Origin of the sequence: Burkholderia sp. AU4i (genome assembly GCF_000466765.1) — a bacterium.
In the GTDB taxonomy this organism is placed as follows: domain Bacteria; phylum Pseudomonadota; class Gammaproteobacteria; order Burkholderiales; family Burkholderiaceae; genus Burkholderia; species Burkholderia cepacia.
This window is the reverse complement of record NZ_ASSI01000085.1, coordinates 1-22,546: the sequence shown is the minus strand read 5'-3', so window position 1 is coordinate 22,546 and position 22,546 is coordinate 1. Positions and strand designations below refer to the sequence as shown.

Annotated in this window: 19 protein-coding genes; 14 read left to right on the top strand and 5 right to left on the bottom strand. The window is 66.4% G+C overall.

Translation table 11 applies throughout. The features are described 5' to 3' along the window. Nucleotides 1–6 precede the first annotated feature (6 nt). From cobN to L810_RS49635, 7 genes are all read left to right on the top strand, one after another. Nucleotides 7–3,819, top strand: coding sequence for a cobaltochelatase subunit CobN (gene cobN, locus L810_RS19960; RefSeq protein ID WP_021160084.1), 3,813 nt, complete (start codon nucleotides 7–9; stop codon nucleotides 3,817–3,819). Beyond that, nucleotides 3,816–4,892: an ATP-binding protein gene (locus L810_RS19955; RefSeq protein ID WP_021160083.1), complete on the top strand. Its 1,077-nt coding sequence runs from the start codon at nucleotides 3,816–3,818 to the stop codon at nucleotides 4,890–4,892. Before cobN ends, L810_RS19955 begins: the two co-directional genes overlap by 4 nt. A 68-nt stretch (nucleotides 4,893–4,960) precedes the next feature. After that, on the top strand, nucleotides 4,961–5,569 hold the full coding sequence (locus L810_RS19950) for a vWA domain-containing protein (protein WP_042975456.1): 609 nt from the start codon (nucleotides 4,961–4,963) through the stop codon (nucleotides 5,567–5,569). Between the two features lie 60 nt (nucleotides 5,570–5,629). Continuing rightward, the gene (locus tag L810_RS19945) at nucleotides 5,630–6,082 is read left to right on the top strand and encodes a YaiI/YqxD family protein (protein ID WP_021160082.1); all 453 of its coding nucleotides are present in this window, start codon (nucleotides 5,630–5,632) and stop codon (nucleotides 6,080–6,082) included. 34 nt (nucleotides 6,083–6,116) lie between these two features. Further along, nucleotides 6,117–6,749 (top strand): DUF1993 domain-containing protein, encoded by a 633-nt coding sequence (locus tag L810_RS19940; protein WP_042975455.1) that lies wholly within the window; start codon nucleotides 6,117–6,119, stop codon nucleotides 6,747–6,749. A gap of 303 nt (nucleotides 6,750–7,052) precedes the next feature. Then, nucleotides 7,053–7,502 carry a DUF262 domain-containing protein gene (locus tag L810_RS45425; RefSeq protein ID WP_081712881.1) on the top strand — a complete coding sequence of 150 codons (450 nt, stop codon included), beginning with the start codon at nucleotides 7,053–7,055 and terminating at the stop codon, nucleotides 7,500–7,502. Between the two features lie 29 nt (nucleotides 7,503–7,531). Continuing rightward, a complete protein-coding gene (locus tag L810_RS49635) occupies nucleotides 7,532–8,629 on the top strand; it encodes a DUF262 domain-containing protein (RefSeq protein WP_373453102.1) in 1,098 nt (365 codons plus the stop codon). A 293-nt stretch (nucleotides 8,630–8,922) separates the two neighbouring features. Here the strand turns inward: L810_RS49635 and L810_RS19935 are convergent, their stop codons facing one another. Both L810_RS19935 and L810_RS19930 read right to left on the bottom strand, forming a co-directional pair. After that, nucleotides 8,923–9,345 (bottom strand): NUDIX hydrolase, encoded by a 423-nt coding sequence (locus L810_RS19935; protein WP_042975453.1) that lies wholly within the window; start codon nucleotides 9,343–9,345, stop codon nucleotides 8,923–8,925. Nucleotides 9,346–9,496: 151 nt separating this feature from the next. Further along, on the bottom strand, nucleotides 9,497–9,736 hold the full coding sequence (locus L810_RS19930) for a hypothetical protein (RefSeq protein ID WP_021160078.1): 240 nt from the start codon (nucleotides 9,734–9,736) through the stop codon (nucleotides 9,497–9,499). A 277-nt stretch (nucleotides 9,737–10,013) separates the two neighbouring features. Here L810_RS19930 and L810_RS19925 point away from each other — a divergent pair, with 277 nt between their 5' ends. From L810_RS19925 to L810_RS19910, 4 genes are all read left to right on the top strand, one after another. Then, on the top strand, nucleotides 10,014–11,210 hold the full coding sequence (locus L810_RS19925) for a CaiB/BaiF CoA transferase family protein (protein WP_021160077.1): 1,197 nt from the start codon (nucleotides 10,014–10,016) through the stop codon (nucleotides 11,208–11,210). Nucleotides 11,211–11,323: 113 nt separating this feature from the next. Beyond that, entirely contained in the window at nucleotides 11,324–12,625 is a 1,302-nt protein-coding gene (locus L810_RS19920) for a CitMHS family transporter (protein ID WP_021160075.1), read from the top strand. Nucleotides 12,626–12,767: 142 nt separating this feature from the next. After that, on the top strand, nucleotides 12,768–13,934 hold the full coding sequence (locus L810_RS19915; protein ID WP_021160073.1) for an acyl-CoA dehydrogenase family protein: 1,167 nt from the start codon (nucleotides 12,768–12,770) through the stop codon (nucleotides 13,932–13,934). A gap of 60 nt (nucleotides 13,935–13,994) precedes the next feature. Next, complete coding sequence (locus tag L810_RS19910) at nucleotides 13,995–14,738, top strand: IclR family transcriptional regulator (protein ID WP_021160072.1); 744 nt, start codon at nucleotides 13,995–13,997, stop codon at nucleotides 14,736–14,738. 125 nt (nucleotides 14,739–14,863) lie between these two features. On the opposite strand, the gene L810_RS19905 is transcribed toward L810_RS19910, so the two are convergent. After that, complete coding sequence (locus tag L810_RS19905; RefSeq protein WP_021160071.1) at nucleotides 14,864–16,219, bottom strand: chitinase; 1,356 nt, start codon at nucleotides 16,217–16,219, stop codon at nucleotides 14,864–14,866. 390 nt (nucleotides 16,220–16,609) lie between these two features. Between L810_RS19905 and L810_RS19900 the strand changes: the two genes are divergently transcribed. Together L810_RS19900 and L810_RS19895 are read left to right on the top strand one after the other, a co-directional pair. Next, nucleotides 16,610–16,933 carry an H-type lectin domain-containing protein gene (locus tag L810_RS19900; protein WP_021160068.1) on the top strand — a complete coding sequence of 108 codons (324 nt, stop codon included), beginning with the start codon at nucleotides 16,610–16,612 and terminating at the stop codon, nucleotides 16,931–16,933. Nucleotides 16,934–16,949: 16 nt separating this feature from the next. After that, complete coding sequence (locus tag L810_RS19895; protein WP_081712879.1) at nucleotides 16,950–19,367, top strand: Ig domain-containing protein; 2,418 nt, start codon at nucleotides 16,950–16,952, stop codon at nucleotides 19,365–19,367. Nucleotides 19,368–19,592: 225 nt separating this feature from the next. On the opposite strand, the gene L810_RS19890 is transcribed toward L810_RS19895, so the two are convergent. Then, entirely contained in the window at nucleotides 19,593–20,495 is a 903-nt protein-coding gene (locus L810_RS19890; RefSeq protein ID WP_021160066.1) for a LysR substrate-binding domain-containing protein, read from the bottom strand. Between the two features lie 94 nt (nucleotides 20,496–20,589). Between L810_RS19890 and L810_RS19885 the strand changes: the two genes are divergently transcribed. Then, a complete protein-coding gene (locus L810_RS19885; protein WP_021160065.1) occupies nucleotides 20,590–21,789 on the top strand; it encodes an MFS transporter in 1,200 nt (399 codons plus the stop codon). A 6-nt stretch (nucleotides 21,790–21,795) separates the two neighbouring features. On the opposite strand, the gene cobJ is transcribed toward L810_RS19885, so the two are convergent. After that, nucleotides 21,796–22,546 (bottom strand): precorrin-3B C(17)-methyltransferase (gene cobJ / locus L810_RS19880; protein WP_042975448.1); only part of this gene is annotated, 751 nt, incomplete at its 5' end.

The window sequence follows — 22,546 nt, the reverse complement described above, 5'->3', positions numbered from 1 at the left end:
CGCACGATGCATCTGCTGCGCACCACGCCGGGCGGTTTCGTCGACGATACGCAGGGTGTCGTCCGGATCGACCAGCAACCGGCTGACATCGTGATCCTGAGCTCGGCCGATACGACGCTGTCGCTGCTTGCCAGCGTCGTGCCGCACCTGCCGGCCGGCTTCCCGAGCGTGCGGCTCGCGAACGTCACGTTCCTGCGGCAGCCGGCGTCGGTCGATTTCTACGTCGACGACGTGTTGCAGCACGCGAAGGCGGTCGTGATCGACCATCTCGGCGGCGAGGCGTACTGGCCGTACGGGATCGAGCAGGCCGTGTCGCTCGCGTCGAAGCGCGCGCAGCAGCTCGCGATGTTCTCGGGCGACCTGCAGGAAGACCCGAACCTCGTCGCGAAGAGCACGGTCGCGCCCGGCCTGTGCCGGCTGTGGTGGCGCTACCTGCGCGAAGGCGGTGTACACAACGCCGAGGCGCTGCTGCGCAGCATCGCATTCCACACACTCGGGTTCGGCGACGAGCCCGAACCGCCGCGCCCGTTGCCGGCCGCCGCGCTGTATCACCCGGCGCGCGACCGCGCGAGCGTCGACGACTGGCGGCCGCGCTGGACACCGGGTGCACCGGTCGTCGCGATCCTGTTCTATCGCGCGCACTGGCAGGCCGCGAACACGGCCGTGTTCGACGCGCTGGCCGATGCGCTCGTTCAGGAGAGCCTGAATCCGCTGCCGATCGCGGTCACGTCGCTGAAGGATGCGGTGAGCCGTGAAGTCATCACGCAGCTCTGCGACACGCACGACGTCGCACTCGTGCTGAACACGACCGCGTTCGCGGCCGGCGCGATCGACAGCCCGGAACACGACGTGCTCGCCGGCGACGCGCCGGTATTGCAGGTGATCCTGTCCGGCGGCAATCGCGACGCGTGGGTGGCCGACAACCAGGGCCTGCATGCGCGCGACATCGCGATGCACATCGCGCTGCCCGAGGTCGACGGCCGGATCGTCACGCGCGCGGTGAGCTTCAAGGGGCTCGCGTACCGCTGCCCGCATACCGAGGTCGACGTCGTGCGCTACCAGCCGGACGCCGAGCGGATCGCGTTCGTCGCGGCGCTCGCGCGCGGCTGGTGCCGGCTGCGCACGCTCGACAACGCGAGCAAGCGCGTCGCGCTGATTCTCGCGAACTATCCGCAAAGCGAAGGGCGGATCGGCAACGGTGTCGGGCTCGATACGCCGGCGTCCGCGCTGCGCGTGCTCGCGGCGCTGCGCGACGCGGGCTACGCGGTGGCCGACCTGCCGCCCGACGGCGACGCGCTGATCGCGCGGCTCACCGAAGGCGTGACCAACGACGCGGCCGTGCATGCGCTGCGCCCCGCCTTCCAGAGCTTCCCGCTGGCCGACTACGTCGCGCATTTCGCGCGGCTGCCGGCCGCCGTGCGCGATGCGCTGAACGAACGCTGGGGCCCGCCCGAAGCCGATCCGACGCTGCGGCAAGGGCGCTTCACGATCGCCGGCTGGCGCGCGGGCAACGTGTTCGTCGGCATCCAGCCGTCGCGCTCGCGCGGCGAGAACGACTACGCGAGCTACCACGACGCGGATCTCGTGCCGCCGCATGCGTATCTCGCGTTCTATTTCTGGCTGCGCGATGCGTATCGCATCGACGCGGTCATCCACCTCGGCAAGCACGGCAACCTCGAATGGCTGCCGGGCAAGAGCGTCGCGCTGTCCGACGCGTGCTGGCCCGACCTGACCCTCGGGCCGCTGCCGCATCTTTATCCGTTCATCGTCAACGATCCGGGCGAGGGCAGCCAGGCGAAGCGCCGCGCGCAGGCCGTGATCGTCGATCACCTGATGCCGCCGCTCACGCGCGCGGAAAACTACGGCCCGCTGCAGGATCTCGAGCGGCAGGTCGACGAATACTACGAAGCGTTGATGGTCGATGCGCGGCGCGCGAAGCTGCTGCGCAAGACGATCCTCGCGACGATCGCCGAACACCGGCTGCACGACGAGCTGAGCGTGTCGCCGCCGCGCGACGCGGGCGACGAGGATGCGCTGCTGACGCGCGTCGACGCGTGGCTGTGCGAACTGAAGGAAGCGCAGATTCGCGACGGGCTGCACGTGTTCGGCGTGTCGCCGGCCGGGCGCCAGCGGCGCGACACGTTGCTGGCGCTCGCGCGCTTTCCGGTCGGCGACGGCAAGGGCGCACGCGCAGGACTGATCGGCGCGCTCGCGCGCGATCTTGCGCTCGGCGATGATTTCGACCCGCTCGCGGCCGACTGGGCCGCGCCGTGGGTCGGCCCGCGACCGGCGATCCTGCACGCGCTCGACGCATCGCCGTGGCGCCATGCGGGCGATACGCGCGAGCGGCTCGAACGGCTCGCGCAGCAATGGCTGGACAGGCTGTGTGCAGCCGACGGCAGCCATACGGGCACGGAAGACGCGCCGCCCCCCGGCGACTGGCCGCACACGCTCGCCGTGATCGAGCGCGTCCGCGCGACGCTGCTGCCGGCGCTCGACGCGTGCGGCGGCGAGGAAATGCGTCAGTTGCTGCGCGGGCTCGACGGCCGCTTCGTGCCGCCGGGGCCGAGCGGCTCGCCGTCGCGCGGCCGACCCGACGTGCTGCCGACCGGCCGCAATTTCTACTCGGTCGACACGCGCGCGGTGCCGACGCAGGCCGCGTGGACGCTCGGCCTGAAATCCGCGCAGCAGCTGATCGAGCGCCACCTGCAGGATCACGGCGACTATCCGCGTGCGATCGGGCTGTCGGTGTGGGGCACGGCGACGATGCGCACGGGCGGCGACGACATCGCGCAGGCGTTCGCGCTGCTTGGCGTGCGGCCGAAATGGGCGCACGGCAGCCACCGCGTGACCGATTTCGAGATCCTGCCGATCGAGATCTTCGACCGGCCGCGCATCGACGTGACGCTGCGCGTATCGGGTTTCTTCCGCGACGCGTTCCCGAACCTGATGCATCTGTTCGACGCAGCGGTGCAGGCGGTGGCCGCGCTCGACGAGCCGGAGGAACTGAACCCGATCCGCGCGCGCATCGAGCGCGAACGCGCGAAGTGGGTCGCACAGGGCGTGGCGCCGGACGAAGCGCGCCGCCGCGCCGGCTGGCGCGTGTTCGGCGCGCGGCCGGGCAGCTACGGCGCGGGCCTGCAGGACCTGATCGACCAGCGCCGCTGGCAGACCGACGCCGATCTCGCGGAGGCGTACCGCCAGTGGGGCGGCCATGCGTATGCGCAGAACAGCGCGGGCGACGCCGCGGCCGACGTGTTCGGCGAGCGGCTCGCGACGATCGACGTGGTCGTGCAGAACCAGGACAGCCGCGAGCACGACATCCTCGATTCGAACGACTATTACCAGTTCCAGGGCGGGATGACCGCGGCGGTGCGGCACCTGTCCGGGCAGCAGCCGAGCATCTACCACGGCGACCACGCGAACCCGGTCGCGCCGAAGATGCGCACGCTGCGCGAGGAAATCGCGCGCGTGATCCGTTCGCGCGTCGTCAACCCGAAATGGCTCGACGGCGTGAAGCGCCATGGTTACAAGGGGGCGGCCGAGCTGGCGGCGACCGTCGACTACCTGTACGGCTATGACGCGACCGCGCGCGTGCTGTCCGACCACCAGTACGCGCTCGTCGCCGACGCGTACCTGTTCGACGACGCCACCCGCGCGTTCCTCGAACGGCACAATCCGAAGGCGCTGCACGGCATCTGCGAACGCTTCGTCGAGGCGATGCAGCGCGGCCTGTGGCAGCAACCGGGCGACTATCGCGAGCGGATCGAAACGGTCTGGCTCGACAGCGAACAACTCCAGGAAGGGGGACGGCGATGACCGATCCGACGACGCACCGCGCGCGCGCGGTTTTTCCGTTTGCGGCGCTCGTCGCACAGGACGCGCTGCAGCAGGCGCTGCTGCTCGCCGCGATCGACCCGTCGCTCGGCGGCGTGCTCGTGAGCGGCCCGCGCGGCACCGCGAAATCGACCGCCGCGCGCGGGCTCGCCGAGCTGTTGCCCGAAGGGCAGTTCGTCACGCTGCCGCTGTCGGCGAGCGACGAGCAGGTGACGGGGACGCTCGACCTCGCGCATGCACTCGCCGACCACGGCGTGCGCTTCCGGCCGGGCCTGCTCGCGCGGGCGCATCTCGGCGTGCTGTATGTCGACGAGGTGAACCTGCTCGCCGACGGGCTCGTCGATACGCTGCTCGACGTCGCCGCGAGCGGCGTGAACATCGTCGAACGCGATGGCGTGTCGCACGCGCACGACGCGCGCTTCGTGCTCGTCGGCACGATGAATCCCGAGGAGGGCGAGCTGCGTCCGCAACTGCTCGACCGCTTCGGCCTGATGGTCGAACTGGAGAACTGCTTCGACGCCGCGCAGCGCGAGCGGATCGTGAAGGCGCGGCTTGCATTCGATCTCGATCCGGAGGCGTTCCGCGCGCGCCATGCCTCCGCGCAGCGCGCACTCGGCGAACGGATTCACGCGGCGCGCGCCCGGCTGGCGACGCTCGATTTCGGCGATGCGGTGCATGCGCACGTCAGCGCGCTGTGCATCGACGCGGCCGTCGACGGGCTGCGTGCCGACCTCGTGATGTTGCGCGCGGCGCGCGCGCTCGCCGCACTGGAGCAGGCCGATGCGGTGACGGTGTCGCATGTGGCGCGCGTGGCCGAAGCCGTGCTGCGGCACCGGCGCCATGCCGGTGCGCCGCCGTCGTCCGGCGCGTCGCAGCCGGATCGCGCGCGCGACGACCGTTCGCCGCCGGATGCACGCCAGCAGCCGGACGATCAACCGGCCACAAGCGGAAACGGCGCCGCCGTCGCGCAGGGCGACTGGGGCTACCTGCGGCCCGAGCCGGCGGGGCTGCGCGACGTGAAAAGCGTGGTGCCGCTGCCGCTAAAAAAACGCTGAGCCATCGAGCCGGCGCCGCCGCGAACGCCGTTCGCGGTCCTCGATGGCAGCCAGGCGCAGCCGCGCGCGTGCCGGGTACGACGCGCACCGGCACGGCCGTCGCATGGCCGGCGACGTTCGCCGCGAAGCGCGGCGATCCGTTGCATCGCGGCCATCTGCGCTTCCGCAAGCGGGCTGGCGCACCGGATGCGCTGCATTGCTTCGTGCTCGACTGTTCGGCGTCGATGCTGTCGCACGGGCGGCTCGCACTGGCGAAGGGGCTGATCGTCGCGTATTTCGACGAGGCCGCGCGCGATCGGGTCGAAACCGCGCTGATCTGTTTCGGCGGTGACGGCGCGGCACGGCGCTTCGGCCCGGCCGTGCCGCGCTGGTGGAATGCGCGCTGGCTCGAACCGGTCGACGGTGGCGGCGGTACGCCGCTCGCGGACGGCATCGCGGCCGCCGCGCAGTTGCTCGCGCGTGCGGCGCGGCGCGATCCGGACAAGCAGCGCTGGCTGTGGGTGCTGTCCGACGGACGCACGCGCGAGATGCCGGCCAAACCCGCGGCGGCCGATCACGTCGTGTTCGTCGACTTCGACGATGCGGCCGTGCGGATCGGGCAGGGCGAGCGGCTGGCCGCCGCGTGGGGCGCGCAGTGGGTGACGGCCGACGCGCTGTGCGCGGGCCGCGCAGGCTGATCGCCGGCCGCGGTGCGCTATGATCGCCGCTTCTGCTTCTGCCCACTGGAAAAAACCGCCATGCAAGTACTGGTCGATGCCGACGCGTGTCCCGCCGTCATCAAGGACATGCTGTTTCGCGCCGCGCGTCGTGCTGAAATCTGCGTGACGCTGGTCGCGAACCAGTTCCTGCGCACGCCGCCGTCGCCGTTCATCAAGGCGGTGCAGGTGCCGGCCGGCTTCGACGTGGCCGATGCGCGGATCGTCGAGCTGGCGGAAGCCGGCGACCTCGTGATCACCGCCGACATCCCGCTGGCCGCCGCCGTCCTCGACAAGGGCGCGCATGCGCTCGACCCGCGCGGCAACTGGTTCAGCCGCGAGAACATCGAGGAACGCCTGTCGACGCGCGCGATGATGGACCAGTTGCGCAGCGCCGGGATCGACACGGGCGGACCGGCGCCGTTCAGCGCGCGCGACGGCAAGGCGTTTGCATCGCAGCTCGACCGGTTCCTCGCGCGGCACGGCAAGCCGTAACGGCACGCGTTGCGCCCGTCTGCGCCCGGCCGGGATGCGGGTTCGCGCCGACGCTGCTATCGTGGGGCGAGAACCTCAGCACAGGAGCACACGCGTGTCGCCGACCCAACTTCTCGTTCCGACCACCATCCAGATGCTGCGCGCCCAGTCCGCGTGGCTCGACAAGGCCGTCGCCCACCGGCAGGCCGCGGGCGACGAACCCGACGCGGCGATGACGCTGAGGCTCGCGCCCGACATGTATCCGCTCGCCGCGCAGGTGCGCTTCTCGTGTTTCCAGGCGATGGAGCCGGTTTACCGGCTGCGCGGCGAACCGCTGCCGGCGGCATTGCTCGCGTTGCGCGAGGCGGGCTGGAACGCCGATGCGCAACCCGGCTCGCCGGCCGATGCGCAGGCGATCATCGCCGGCACGCTCGCCTTTCTCGGCGAACTCGCACCGGATGCGCTCGATGGCGGCGCAACGTTGCCGATCTCGCTGGACCTGCCGAACGGGACCGCGTTCGACATGACGGGCGAACAGTACGCGCGCGACTGGGCGCTGCCGCAGTTCTACTTTCATGCGATCGCCGCGTACGCGATCCTGCGCCATCACGGCGTCGAACTCGGCAAGGCCGATTACGTGCCGCACATGCTCGCGTACGTGCGGCCGGGCACGATTCCGCACGGTTGAGTTTCCGGTAGATCTTATGGGAAATATTCAAATTGCGCTCTAGTAAGTGCCCCGACTGGAAACTGCGGATGTGAATTTCCTTGTTCTGGAGCGTTTGCTGTCGACCACCGATATTCTTGGAGGTTGTTTTTTTCTTCTATTGCACTTATTCTATGAAATCATTCTCGGGTGCGGCAATAAACTTGCCATAATTTTACGGAGGGATTGCCTCTATCTTCCTGGGGTGCGCAGTCGATCTATTGCATTGCCAGCTGTTGCTGGGCAGCAAATCCATACCACAAACAAAACACGGGGCTTTAGTAAATGGAACTTAATGCAGAAACAAGGTCTGTAAATGAAATATTTTCCCCAAATAAAAAATATATTGTCCCGCGATTTCAGCGAGAGTACTCCTGGCAGACTGAAGAGGTCGAGGAGTTTTGGGACGACGTAGTTCAGCAAATCAAGCTTGCACCAGGAAAGAAAATTCGCAATGAGGAATATTTTATTGGGTGCATTGTTTTGGTTGGAGAGGATTCTAGGCCGGAATATTTGATAGTTGATGGGCAGCAGCGCCTCACAACACTAACTATACTTTTGCGCGTAATTGTAGATAGATTGAGTGAGCTCGGAGAATCAACTGCCGCAACCGCGCTATATAAAAACGTAATAGAAGGAACTGATAATGATGGCAAGCAGTACTTTAAACTAATCAACGAGAGTCCAAAGCCTTTTTCCAAAATGAGCTTCAGGCGCTCAAGCCATCCAAGCTAAAGAAGGCGGAAACGGAGGAGGAGACTCTTCTGCTTGCTGCATTTTCAACCCTTAAAAAGAAGTTGAAGGAATTTGGTATAGCCGGCCTATCTCCGATTGAGGCAACCAAAGCGTTGAGAGACCAAGTCCTAAATTATCTTAAATTTATTCTTGTTACTGCGAAAAGCGAGGATGACGCATACACGATATTTGAAACCCTCAATGCGCGAGGCTTGAGCCTTACATCCGTCGATCTCATAAAAAATTGGGTTTTTAAGAATTACAATCAAGTCCACCCAAATGATGATGCCAAATATATTTGGGGCGAAATCAGGAAATCAATCACAAGATTCTCCGATCTGGAGACATTTTTTAGGCACTATTGGAATTCGAAATATGCCTTCGCCTCCGATGATAGACTATACAAAAGCTTTAAGGATTTCCTTAAAAAAGGAGTTATTTCAGATGCTCAAGAGTTTCTTTTTCAACTAAGAGATGCGGCCGAGCTTTACAGAAAAATAGGCGCTCCAAGCGAGCTCGACTGGAAAGTTCAAAAAGAGCGAGTAATCAAAAAATCCTTTGATTTGCTTAATCAATATAGGGTTACTCAAGTCCGCCCATTTCTTTTGGCGCTCCTAGAGTGTAGGAACAAAAAAATTATCGACCAAAGCACATTTACAAATACTGTCATAAAGCTGGAGAGATTTCACTTCATTTTTTCAAATCTTTGCCAGGATAGAGCATCCGGGCTGGAGGGGAAATACACTCGCGCGGCGAAAAACCTTCACAACGCGGGATCCAATAAAGCCGCAGCGAAAGACGTCATCTCTGATTTGATTTATTATCTCCAGAAAAAGAGGCCAAACCCGCAAAGAATATCTGATTCCGTGGGCGGATTGATTTATACGATTGACAATGATGTCAACAAGAAAACCATTCAAACGATTTTCTCTAAAATTGAGACATATTTGCACGGCACGCAAGAATTGCAGGTTGGCACATTTTCGCTTGAGCACATTGAGGATCAATCGAGTAAGCGCAACTGGATTGGAACTATTGGAAACCTAATTCCTTTGGACGAGGATCTTAATAATAAGATAAAACAAGGATCAGATTTTAAAAAGAAAAAATCTCAATATAATAAATAAAATTTCAAGATTGTTGAGAAATTTGTTGCAATGAATACGCAGAGCACTTGGGCGGAAGGTGATGCGCAAAAATGGGCGCAGGAAATTTCGTCTATGCTCGACATGGCAACTGAAATCTAGAAAATAACGGGCGCGACCGCCAGGGATCAATGGCAGAAGTCAAATAGCCTATTGAGTGATATTGAATTGCGGAGCTTGCCTCTGGTGGGTTTCTGAGTCTCTTTATATGAAAAAGAAAGGACCATCTTCTGGCCGGTCGCGCGATCAGATTTTCTAAGGCACTCACAAGTACCTCAGCGAAGCGGCTCGCTCGCGATCGCCGAAAAACAGTCGAGCCGCAGCAACTCGATGATCTTGCGCGTCGGCACGCTCGCCCGGAGCGTGTCGAGCCGGTCGACGGTGAACCACTTGCAGCGGGCGATCTCGTTGCTCGCGCGCGGCGTCAGGTGCGCCGGCACGTCGGCCACGAACACGTGATGGAGCTTCGTCAGCCCGCCGAACTGCACCGCGTAGTCGAGCGCGAGCCCCTCCAGCCGTGTTTCCTCGGCAAGCTCCCGCAGTGCGGCGTCGAGCGGCGTCTCGCCGCGCCGGATCGTGCCGCCCGGCAGCGACCAGCGCGACGCGGTGCGGGCGACCAGCAGCACGCTGCCGTGCTGGCGGCACACGATCGTGGCGCGTTCCTTGATGACGGCGAGGGTGTCCGGCCCGGTACTCATGTTCGGCAAAACAGGTGCTGAATCGTGGAGAAAGTGCCGCATCGGCGGCGCGTTGCCCGGCCGCGGGCCGCGACGGCTTGCAGGCAGCCGCAGCGATCCTAACGGTCGTTCATGACAGTTCCATGCACGGCGTCGCGCAACGGACGCCGGGTCACGTGTGCTTGTAGATCCCGCTGCGCGTCGGCTTCACGTGGCGCGGATGGCGGCGCTTGTGAACGGCACGCCGATGGTGAGGCGGCGGGCTCGCGTGCCGTGCGGTCGGCGCGGTGGCGTGTGGCGTTCCCCCCGGCATCTGCGTCTGTCCCTCGCCGAAGTGGTACGTCTGGGTCTGCGCATGTCCGACACCCAGCGTCGACGCCAGCACGAAGGCCGCCAGCAGCATCCGTTTCATGAATAGTCCGCCTGAATTTTTCGAGATTGAGGTTTCCCGCCAGCTTAGCGAAAGGCGGGGTGCCATCGCAACCGGCCTGTGTTGGGTGCCGTCTCCACCTGCGCACGGCGAAGTCTTCCGCACGGTCTCAGGGTGCCGCCGGGGTTGACAACATAATTCCCGAGTGTGAATATAAATTCACACACAAGAATTATTCGTCGAATCCGGACGGTCGCGCCGCAGGCGCCGGACCTGCCGGAACCGGCAGTCCGATCAACCGGAACCAGGAGCGGGACGCATGGCGGAACACGAGCAGCAGGGCGCGCTGGCGGGATTGCGCATCATCGATTTGTCGCGGGTGCTGGGCGGCCCGTACGCCACGCAGATCCTTGCCGACCACGGCGCGGAGGTGATCAAGGTCGAACCGCCGTCCGGCGACGAAACGCGCACGTGGGGGCCGCCGTTCGACGGCGATACCGCGTCGTACTTTCTCGGCGTGAACCGCAACAAGCTCGGCATCGCGCTCGACCTGACGCAACCGGCCGACCGCGAACGGCTGCTCGGCCTGCTCGAAGACGCGGACGCCATCGTCGAGAACTTCAAGATCGGCACGATGGAGCGCTGGGGGCTCGGTTTCGACGCGCTGCATGCGCGGTTTCCGCGCCTCGTCCATTGCCGTGTGTCGGGCTTCGGTGCGGACGGCCCGCTCGGCGGGCTGCCCGGCTACGACGCGGCCGTGCAGGCGCTCGCGGGGCTGATGAGCGTCAATGGCGAAGCGGGCGGCGCGCCGCTGCGGGTCGGCGTGCCGATCGTCGATCTCGTCACCGGGCTGAACGCGGCGCTCGGCGTGCTGATGGCGCTGCGCGAGCGCGACGCGAGCGGCCGCGGCCAGTTCGTCGAAGCGACGCTGTTCGACTGCGCGCTGTCGATCCTGCATCCGCACACGCCGAACTTCTTCCATTCGGGCAACGCGCCCGTGCGCACCGGCAACGCGCATCCGAACATCACGCCGTACGACAGTTTTCCGACGGCGAGCGTCGACATCTTTCTCGCGGTCGGCAACAACGGGCAGTTCGCGGCACTGTGCGACGTGCTCGGCACGCGCGACTGGCCCGGCGACCCGCGTTTCGCGGACAACCGCGCGCGCAGCGCGAACCGCGCCGTGCTGCGCACGTTGCTCGAAACGGCGCTGGCCGCGCACGACGGCGCGGCGCTCGCCGAGCAGCTGATGCGCCGCGGCGTGCCGTGCGCGCCGGTGCTCGGGCTCGATGCGGCGCTCGATCATCCGCATGTCGCGCATCGGGCGATGAAAGTCGAGCTGGGCCGGCATCGCGGCATCGCGTCGCCGATCAAGCTCGGCCGCACGCCGGCCACGTACCGGCGGCCGCCGCCCGCGCTGAACGAACACGCGGCGCAGGTATTCGCCGACGCCGGCACGACCGGCTGCACTACCGAACGCGATAGCGACCGCGATAACGCGCCGCGCCGGAACTGACCGGCATCGCGGCCGCCGGCGCGTACCGCGCGACCGGCGGCGCTGTGCCGCACGACCATTCGAACCCCAAGCCGGGCCACGCACGGGCGCACCGGCTGAAGAGGAGACGCATCATGCTTGCATGGATCGGCGCGATCGCCATCGTCGCGCTGTTCGGCCTGATCATCACGAAGCGGCTGTCGCCGCTCGTCGCGCTGATCGTCGTGCCGGTGGCCGCGTCGCTCGCGGCCGGTTTCGGACTCGCGACCGGCAAGTTCATCGTGCACGGCGTACAGAACATCGGCCCGATCGCCGGGATGTTCGTTTTTGCGATTCTTTTTTTCGGTGTCCTCACCGATGCCGGGATGCTCGACCCGATCATCGCGGGCGTGCTGCGCGTGATCGGCTGCCATCCGCCGCGCATCGTGATGGGGTCGGCGCTGCTCGCGCTGCTGATTCACCTCGACGGCTCCGGCGCCGTCACGTTTCTCGTCACGCTGCCCGCGATGATGCCGCTCTATACGCGGCTCGGAATGGATCGGCGCATCCTCGCGTGCGTCGCGTCGATGGCGGCCGGCGTCAATTTCCTGCCGTGGGTCGGGCCGATGCTGCGGGCGTCGGCGGCGCTGCACATTCCCGGTTCCGCGATCTTCATGCCGATGATTCCGGTGCAGATCGTCGGGCTCGTGTTCGTATTCGGCACCGCGTACGTGCTCGGCGTGCGCGAGGCGAAACGCCTCGGGCTCGATCGTGTCGGCGCGGCGCCGCTCGCGATCGCGCCGCGTGCGCTGACCGATGCCGAGCGCGCGTTACGCCGGCCGGAACGCTTCCGGATCAATCTCGCGCTGACGCTCGTGGTGCTCGTCACGCTTGTGTCCGGCATCGTCGATCCGATGGTGATGTTCATGCTCGGCACGGTCGCCGCGCTCGTGATCAACTACCCGGACGTGCAGGCTCAGCGCGAGCGGATCGACGCGCATGCGAAGGCCGCGCTGATGATGGCGAGCGTGCTGCTCGCGGCCGGCGCGTTCACCGGCATCATGTCCGGCACCGGGATGCTGAAGGCGATGGCGGACGTGGTGGTCGCGCACGTGCCGGTCGAGCATGCACGCCACATGCCGTTCGTGCTCGGGCTGCTGTCGATGCCGCTCAGCCTGCTGTTCGACCCCGATTCGTTCTACTTCGGCGTGCTGCCGGTGCTCGCGGAAAGCGCGAAGCTGCTCGGTGTGCCGCCGATCCAGATGGCGCAGGCCGCGCTGCTCGGCCAGATGACGACGGGGTTCCCGGTGAGCCCGCTCACGCCTGCGACGTTCCTGATCGTCGGCCTGACCGGCGTCGAGCTCGCCGAGCATCAGAAATTCACGATTCCGTTCCTGTTCGCCGCCACGGTGCTGATGGTGTTTGCCGCAGTGATCGTCGGCGTGTTTCCGTTGTGAGCGCCCCAGGCCTGCCGCGCCGTGCGGGCGCCCCGACGGGGTCATCCCGCAAGGGGACGTTCCGCTGGGCGCAACCCCTGGCGCCGCCTCGCATTTTCCTCAGAGCGGCGCGGCCGCTCGGCCTTTTCCCGGAGAGCCATCCATGCAGTTCGACCTGACCGACGACCAGCGCGCAATCGAAAGCGCGATCGAGAAAATCTGTGCGCGCTTCGGCGACGACTACTGGCTCGAACGCGATCGCGCGGGCGGGTTTCCCGCCGATTTCCACGCGGCGCTTGCCGAGGCCGGCTGGCTCGGCATCGCGATGGACCCGGCGCACGGCGGAGCCGGGCTCGGGATGACCGAGGCCGCGCTGATGATGCGCACGATCAGCGCATCGGGTGCCGGCCTGTCGGGCGCATCGGCCGTCCACATGAACATCTTCGGGCTGAACCCGGTGCAGGTGTTCGGCAACGACGCACAGAAGGCGCGTTTCCTGCCGCCGCTGATCGCCGGGCGCGACAAGGCGTGCTTCGCGGTGACGGAACCCGATGCGGGCCTCGACACCACGCACTTGAGCACGCAGGCCCGCCGCGACGGCGACCACTACGTGCTGAGCGGGCGCAAGATCTGGATCTCGACCGCGCAGGTGGCGAACAAGATGCTGATCATCGCGCGCACGACACCGCTCGACCGGGTCGCGAAGCCGACCGACGGCCTGAGCCTGTTCTACACCGATCTCGACCGGTCGCGCGTCGAGGTGCGCGAGATCGAGAAGATGGGCCGCAAGGCGGTCGATTCGAACATGCTGTTCATCGACAACCTGCGCGTGCCGGAAGGCGACCTGATCGGCAACGAAGGCGACGGCTTCCGCTATCTGCTGCACGGATTGAATCCGGAACGCATCCTGATCGCGGCGGAGGCGATCGGGCTCGGGCAGGCCGCGCTGCGCCGCGCGACGCAGTATGCGTGCGAGCGCGTCGTGTTCGGCCGGCCGATCGGGCAGAACCAGTCGATCCAGCATCCGCTCGCGCAGGCGTGGATGCAGCTCGAGGCCGCGTGGCTGATGGTGATGAAGGCCGCGACGCGCTACGACGCGGGGCAGCCGTGCGGCGCGGAAGCGAACGCCGCGAAATACCTCGGCGCGGAAGCCGCGTTCCAGGCGTGCCAGACGGCGGTCGCGACGCACGGCGGGATGGGCTACGCGAAGGAATACCATGTCGAACGCTACCTGCGCGAGTGTATGATTCCGAGGCTCGCGCCCGTGAGTCCGCAACTGATCCTCTGCTACATCGCGGAGAAGGTGCTCGGGCTGCCGAAGTCGTACTGACCGTACCGACCCGGCGGCCGGCCCGGCGCGCGGTTTCCCGTTCCGATTCAAGCGCTCGTCATGGACGTCAAACTCGTTGCCCGCACGCTCGACCTGTTCGAGCTGTTCGCCGCCGAACGGCGGCCGCTGCCGCTCACCGAACTCGCGCGCCTGCTCAATGTGCCGGCGTCGAGCTGCCTCGCGATGGCGCGCACGCTCGTGAGCCGCGGTTACCTGTACGAAGTGCGCAGGCGCGGCGGCTACTACCCGACGCGCCGCCTGCAGACGATCGCCGCGGCGATCGACGCGACCGACCCGGTCGTCGACATCGTCCATCCGCATCTCGTCGCGCTGCGCGACGCGAGCCGCGAGACGGCCGTGCTCGGCAAGATCCAGGGCGTGTCGGTCACCTACCTCGACGTCGTCGAATCGGAGCAGGCGATCCGTTATACGCGCGAGCCGGGCGAACTGCGCCCGCTGCATGCGAACTCGATCGGCAAGGCGATCTTCGCGGAACTGGCCGGCGACGCGCAGCAGGCGCTCGGCGCGCAGTTGCCGTTCGAGCGCTTCACCGACGCGACGGTGGCGGACCTGCCCGCGCTCGTCGCGCAAACCGCACGGTTTCGCGAACTCGGCTGGGCCGAGAACTTCGGCGAGAGCGCGCCCGAGCTGTCGGCGATCGCGGTTGCGCTGACGCTCGACGGCGACTGGTACGGGCTGTCGGTGGTCGGGCCGTCCGAGCGGATCCGTCAGCATCGCGATACGCATGCGGCGCTGCTCGTCGACGCGAAGGCCCGGCTGCTCGCCGAGCACGCGCGCGGCTGACGGCGGGCGGGGCGTACCGGAGGAGGGCCGGCAAGCGAAGCGGGCCGTCCGCCGGCGATCGGGCCGCGATCGCCGTGAACGGCCCCCGATGCACGTGCAGGCCTAGCGACGGCTGATCCGCGGCATCACGACTTCACCCACACACCACCCGCACTCGGGTTGTCGCCTTGCGTCCACCATTTCGCGCAGTATTTCGCGCCCTGGTACATCACGCAGGTGCCGCCTGAATACGCGGTGGTCGCCGACCACGTGGCCGTGCCGCCGCCCACCGGTTTCCACACGGCGGCCTGGCCGGGCACGTCGCCCTGCGTCCACCATTGCGCCTGATACGTCGTGCCCTGGTAGGTGACGGTCGCGCCGGCCGTATAGACCTGGCCGGCCGCCCAGGGCGCGCCCGGTTGCGGCGTGCCGCCGTCCGAGCCGCCGCCGTAGTTCGGATCCTGCGTGACGCCCGCACCCCACTTGCCATCGAGCTGCCTGAAGATCGTCGCGAACGCGTACGGCTGCTGCGCGACGCCCGAACAGGTCGGCGACGCATACGTGCCGCCGGACGGACACGCCTGGTCGCGGCCGACCGACCAGTTGCCGAAGAAGCCGTAGCCGTTGGCGACCGCCGCGTTCAGCACGCTCTGCGCATTCGCGAGCGTGAAGGTTTCGCCCTGCACGTCGTTCACGCCGATCATCGGCGTGACGCCGACCATCTGCCAGAGCTGGGCGTTGGTCTTCGGCTGGCCGGCCGACTTGAAGGCCGTATCGAGTTGCGCGTACAGCGCCTGCGCGGCGCTGATCGCGGCCGCCCCCATGTCGATGTTCGCGGGGCCGTAGTCCATCGCCATCACGTTCACCGCATCGAACACGGTCCGGTTCGAGATCGCCGCGTTGACGACGTTCAGGCCGTCCTGCGTGAGCCCGGTCGGCATCGTCGGCAGCGTCAGCGTGACGTGCAGCGGCTTGCCTTTCGCCGCATAACTCGCCTGCAGCTGGGCGACGGCCTGGAAGTTGCGCGCGACCGCGGCCGTGTCGAGCTGCGACGCGCCCTCGATGTCGAAGTCGATGTGCGTGAGGCCGTACGTGTCGATCACGGTCTGGTACGCGCCCGCCAGCGCGGGAACCGTCGAGCATGCCTGCATCAGCGGCGTGCCGTTCGCGCCGCCGAACGACACGGCGACTTCGCCGCCTTTCGCGCGATAGCTCGCGATCGACGTCGACAGCGCGGTCAGCAGGCCGCCGCTCGCGCCGTTGCCGATCGGCTGCACGCCGCCCCACGACGGCGTACACCCGTTGCCCGCGACCACGAACGCGAGCGTGAACTGCTGGATGCCTTGCCGGACGCCGATCTGGTCGACGAGCGGCGTCGGATAGAGCGTCACGTCGACATAGGGCGCATAGACGCCGGCGCCCTGGGACACGCTCGCCACGGCGAGCAGGCAACCCGCGGCAAACGCGCGCGGGATGAAACGCGGCAACACATTGTTGTGCATTGTGTTCTCCAAGTGGAAGAGGGATACGCTGGCCCGCGTATCGCCGCCGGTCGGGCGACCGGGCATGCCCGGCCGGCGGCGTGCCCATCTTGGAGGATTCGCGTCGAATAGTGAATGGTTAGTTGTTCTTTTTGTTATTTGATTCCCGATGCGTAACGATCTTGCCGATTCGACATCGTTCCGTCATGCATCGAGTGTGAACCAGGACAAAATTGCCGACGATTTCGACATGAAATCGTCGCTTTCGACGTCCCTTGATGGCCGCCTCGATCATGTAATCACGTGTAATCGCTTTCGACGCATGCGCGGCATAACTTTGTCTTCGAGCGAAGTGCATTCGCGCGAGGCTCACTCAAGACCTTACGTCGTTCCATCCATCAGGAGCTCAACATGCTGGAAAGAATCGTAGCAAAGCAGGCAGTCGGAAGCGTTCAGGGCGGTAATCAGGATTCCTGGATCAACCCGCCTTTCAATGCGCAGATCACGTTTCCGGGCACGTTTTCGACCGCGCCCATCGTGGTGGTGACGACCCTCCAGGACCCCAACGACGGATCCAGTTATCCGGACACGTTCTCGGTGACGGTGACCCAGGTCACGACGACCGGATTCAACGTCAACATCACCCGCGAAGACAGGGTGTTCCCGAATTATTCGGGCAGCGACTGGGGGCAAAACCTCTACGTTTCGTATATCGCCGAAGTTCCGAGCCAATAAAACCCGAACCGGAGTCATGCGGTCGCTGCCTCTTTCCAACTGCGCCGGCTTCACCGCCGGAAGGTTGACGAGGCAGTTGCGGCGGCGGGCCAGCCGCAGCGATTCACTGCGGCTGGCCGCCATCGGCGCCGCTCGCGGCGCCCGCCATTTTCGTCAGGAAAGTCGAAAAATGACAAGCACTCTACACATTCCGGCTGGCTACTTGACGCTCGGCCTGGACTCCACCGGCGCTGTCGTCGAACTCATCGATTCGCGCAGCGGCCGCAACTACATCTCGCCCGGGAAATCCGTCCCGCTCGTCAGGCTCGTGATCAACGACGTACTGGCGAAGCCCGCCGGCGTCCGATGGTCGTCCGCCGACAACACGCTGTCCTTCGTGAACGATGCCGGCCTCGCATTCGAGGTCGATGTCCGCGTCCTGCAGAAAAACGGCTACGCCACCTTTGAAGTGACCCGCGTGTCGACCGATCCCGCTTCCGACGTTAAGACGCTGCTGTGGGGGCCGTTGCCTGTCGCGATCAACCAGACGGTCGGCGAAGCCGCGGGCGTGGTGCGAGACAACGAATTCGCGATCGGCCTCAAGCCGCTCAACGACCGTACCGAAGGCGCGTGGCCCAAGGAATATCCGCAATACGGCTGGGAAAGCGACGTCATCCCCAATCCTTACAACGTGGACGTGGCGGCGCTGGAGCCGTGGTGCGCGGCGGCGAAGACGTCATGGGGGGCCGTGCTGCGCGCCTTCACGTTCGACTATACGCGCCGGCGCGACCGGCTCAATCCCAATGACTATCCGATCCCGCTCGGCCCGCTCGACAGCGCGGGCTCGGTCATCGGATCGAAGATTGCGCTGTACGGCAGCGCACCGGAGCTCGTGACGACCCTGTTGTCGTTCATTGCCTCGGGTGAAAACCTCCCGTATCCGACCCAGAACGGCCAGTGGCAGAAAGTGGCGCAGGCGAGCAGCCAGTCGTCTTTCGTGCTGGACGATCTCGACACCGGCAATGTCGGCAAGGCCGCCCGATTCGCCAACAGCGCGGGAATCAACTATATCTACTCGCCACGGAATTTTCGCGGCCCCTGGAAATACACCGGGCATTATCAGTTCGACTCCACCTTCGGCGACAGCGACAACGGAGCCGAGAAGCTTGTGGAGGCGGCAAAGGAGCACGGCGTCCGCGTCGGCGTCCATACCATGTCGGACTTCATCAGCGTCGGCTCGCCCACCTCCATCGACCCCTACGTTTCGCCGCCCGCGGATCCTCGCCTGGCCTTGGGCGGTCAAGCCGCCTTGTCCCGGCCGTTGAACATGACGAGCAAGATGCTCTACTTGAGCGGATTCGCGCCGGTGCGGGACGGGATCAACGAGAAGATGCTGCGTATCGGCAACGAGTTCATCTCGTTCAACGCGGTCCAAAGAGGCGTCACCGAATGGCAAGTCAGTGGACTGACCCGAGGCCAGTGGGGCTCCGTCCCGGCCGAAGCCGCGCGTGGCACGCCCGTTGCGAGGGTGATCGTGAATTCGTACGGCGGGGCCATCGGCGGCCTCGGCATCATCGACGAGATCGCCACCCGGCTGGGCGCCCTCAGGAACAACGTCGGCATCCGGTACCACTCCTTCGACGGGGTGGAATCCGCCAGTCAGACCGGCTGGGGCAGCTTCGGCATTGCACGGTTGATCAACGGCACCTACGCTGCCCAGACCGGGCACGACGGATACATCAGCGAGACGAGCCGGATGACCTCGAACGCATGGGACACGCTGACCCGGGCGAGCTGGTCCAACTCGGACATCGATCAGCTGTACCGCGACAACGCCTTCTATCAGGCCAACTACCTGCCGGGCATGCTTGGTTGGTTCGATATCACCGGCGTCTCGTTGACCAGGATCGAAACCCGGCTCGCACGCGGCGCGGCGCTCAACGCCGGCATTGGCTTCCAGTCCACGATGGCATTCCTGCTCTCGGCAGATGAGACGCCGGATATCCTCGACAAGATCAAGCAGTGGGAAACCGCCAGGAATCTCGGCGCGTTCACCGAAAAGCAGAGGGCCGCGCTTCGCGACCAGACGACCTCGTGGACCCTGAAGTCCGTCACCCCCGGGCAAAGCTGGTCGTTGCAGCAGGTGAATGCCGAAGGCGTCCCGATCGGCGCGCCGCAGACCGTATCGGCACCCACACCGCAACTGGGCCCCGCCGTCCTGCCGGTCGCCACTCAAGGCGCGCTCTACGGCGCGAAAATAACGACGAACACGCCTGCGACCGTCCGCTTCACGGTGACCAACGGGGGGTTGCCCCCGGGCCTCCAGTTCAATCAGGATACGGGCGGGATTATTGGTACGCCGAGGAAAACCGGGCGGTACACGTTTACCGTCACGGCCACGAATGACGGGGGACTGGCTGACGCGCGAGCGGTTTACACCATCTTGGTGCAGTGAGGTAGTGAGCAGCCCTCATCGATTTCGCGGGCGACCGCGCCGGCATGCGGGCCGCGCGTCACGGTGGCAGTGCGGCGCGCGTCATTCCGGCGATATCTGCGGCACCCACGGCATTCGGTGAGGGCGCTCAACCGTTCCGGCAAACGTGATCGGTGCGGAAAAGGGTATCGCGCGGCCGGAACACCGAAACCATGGGGAGGATCGATCCGGATCGCTTGACACGCGTCAAGCCGATGCGGGCTGCACAAGCGAGCGCGCGAGTGCGACGAAGCGTTCGACGCACGCCGACGCAAACGGCTCGCTCCACGACACGATCTGCTCGACCGCGCGCGTGCCGGCAAGCGGCACGTACACGACACCCGGACGCTGCAGCGTCGCCGTGAAACCCGGCACGATCGCGATGCCGCGTTCGGCGGCCACCAGCGACACGAGTGTCGTGATCTGTGCCGCGGTCACGCCGATGCTCGGCGCGAATCCGGCCTGTGCGCACAGGTCGTCCAGTGCCGCGGCCAATGCCGAGCCGTAACCCGGCGGAAACGTCACGAAGGTTTCGCTCGCCAGCGCCGCGACGTCGACGCTCGCGCGGCCCGCGAGCGGATTCCCGGCCGGCACGGCGGCCACGAGCGGTTCACGCGACACGACGAGCGACGCCACCGGCACGCCAGGCGCGTCGCCCCATGCCCAGCCGAAACCGATGTCCATCGTGCCGTCCGCGATCTGCCGGTGCTGGCTGGCGGTCGCCGCCTCGCGGAACGCGAATTCGACGTCGGGCATCGTGCGGCTCGCGGCGCGGATGACGTCCGGGAACGTGTCGGACATCGGAATGGCACTCGCGTAACCGATCACGATTCGTCCGGCGATGCCTTGCGCGAGCTTGCGCGCGCTCGCCTCGGCCTCGGCGGCCGCGCTGACGACGTTGCGCGCCTGTTCGAGGAACGCGGCGCCTGCCGGCGTCAGCCGCACCGCGCGCGTCGAACGCTCGAACAGCTGCACGCCGAGCTCGCTTTCCAGTGCGGCGATATGGCGCGTGAGCGGCGGCTGCGCGACGCGCAGGCGCAATGCCGCGCGGCCGAAGTGCAGTTCGTCGGCGACGACCACGAAATAGCGGAGGCGGCGCAGGTCGAGCATTGTTGTCGTTCCGGTATCAATCGCGATGAAAACGGTATTGGCGTGCGTACGGCGCGCTCGTCAGACTGTCGGCATCGACGACCAGGCAGCTCCGATGAACGACAGGACCACGCGCATCGCGTTCTTTCTCTGCGGCTTCGCCGCGTTTCTCAATCTGTATTCGACGCAGGGCATCCTGCACGAACTCGCGGCCACTTTCCGCGTCAGCGCGGAGCGCGCGGGGCAGGGCGTGAGCGCCACCACGACGGCCGTCGCCATTATCGCGCCGTTCGTCGGCGTGCTGGCCGCGCGCATCGAGCGGCGCATCGCGATCTCGCTGGCCGCGATGGCCGTCGCGCTGCCGGTCTTGTGGTCCGCGCATGCGGCAGGTTTCGCGTCGTTTCTCGGCGCGCGCTTTGCCGCCGGCCTGGTCATGCCGTTCGTCTTCGCGCTGTCGATCGCGTACATCGCCGAGCGCTTCGATCCCGGCACGTCGGCCGAGATCAGCGCGCTGTTCGTCGCCGGCACGACGCTCGGCGGTTTCGCCGGCCGCTTCGCGACCAACCTGATGACGTCGATGTGGGGCTGGCGGCATGCGCTCGACGTCGTCGCGGCGCTGTGTCTCGTCACGGGCATCGCGATCTACGCGAGCCTGCCGGCGTCCGGCGCGATCACGCGGCGTGTCGAACCCGATACGGACGCCGGTGCGGGGCCGGCCTGGCGCATCGTCACGCGCGGCCCGCTGCTCGCATCGTTCGCGATCGGCGCGTGCGTGCTCGCGTCGCAGGTCGCGACGTTCACGTTCGTCGGCCTGCGCCTGGCCCGCGCGCCGTTCGGCTTCGGCACGGTCGGGATCGGCGCGATCTATGCGGTGTTCCTGGTGGCGGTGGTCGTGACGCCGCTGGCAGGGCGCCTAGCGCGGCATCGCGGCCCGCGCGCACCGGGGCTCGCCGCGGCCGCGCTCGCGATCGGCGGAGCGCTGCTCACGCTGTCCGACCACGTGCCGGTGATCCTGGCCGGCCTCGCGCTCAGCTCGACCGCCGTGTTCGTCGAACAGGCGTCGGCCAACACGTTCATTTCACAGGCGGCGTCGAGCGCGCGCTCGACGGCGATCGGCATCTACCTGTCCTGCTATTACTTCGGCGGCAGCCTCGGCTCGATCCTGCCGGTGCCCGGCTGGCACCGGTGGGGATGGGCCGGCTGCGTCGCGTTCGTGGTCGCTGCGCAGGCCGTCGTCGGCGTGCTCGTGTACCGGTTCTGGGGGGCGGGCGGCACGGCGTATGCCCGCGCGCACGGCGTCAGGCCGGCGCGCTGACCGGGTTCAGCGATACCAGCGCGGCGTATAGACCCACTCGCGCCCCTCGCCGATCGCGAAGCGGCGCGTGGTCGACGAGCCGACGATCACCATCGTGCGCATGTCGACCTGGTCGCTGCGCAATGCACCGAGCGTCGTCGTCGCGAGCGTCGCGCCCGGCCGGCCGATGTCGCGGCCCAGCACGACCACCGTATCGGCCGTGCGATGCGCGCGCACGACATCGAGCGCGCGATCGAGCTGCCACGGCCGCGCGCGCGAGATCGGGTTGTAGAACGCCATCACCAGATCGGCTTGCGCCGCATGCCGCAGGCGCGTCTCGATCACGTCCCACGGCTTCAGGTTGTCCGACAGCGAGATCGCGCAGAAATCGTGGCCGAGCGGCGCGCCGGCCTGGGCGGCCGTCGCGAGCGACGCCGAGATGCCGGGCTCCACGCGCAGGTCGACCGCGGCCCAGTGCGGGTCGCGCGCTTCGTCGAGTGCCTCGAGCACGGCCGCTGCCATCGCGAACACGCCCGGGTCGCCGGACGACACGACCGCGACGCGCCGGCCCTCGGCCGCGAGTTCGAACGCATGGCGCGCGCGCTGCATCTCCTCGCGATTGTCGGTGCCGTGCAAGCGCTGGTCGTCGCGGAACGGGCCGGCCATGTTCACGTAGGTGGTGTAGCCGAGGATGTCGGTCGCGTCCGCGAGCGCGGCGCGCGCGGCCGGCGTGAGCCACGCGGCGCCTCCCGGGCCGAGCCCGAGCACCGTCAGGGGG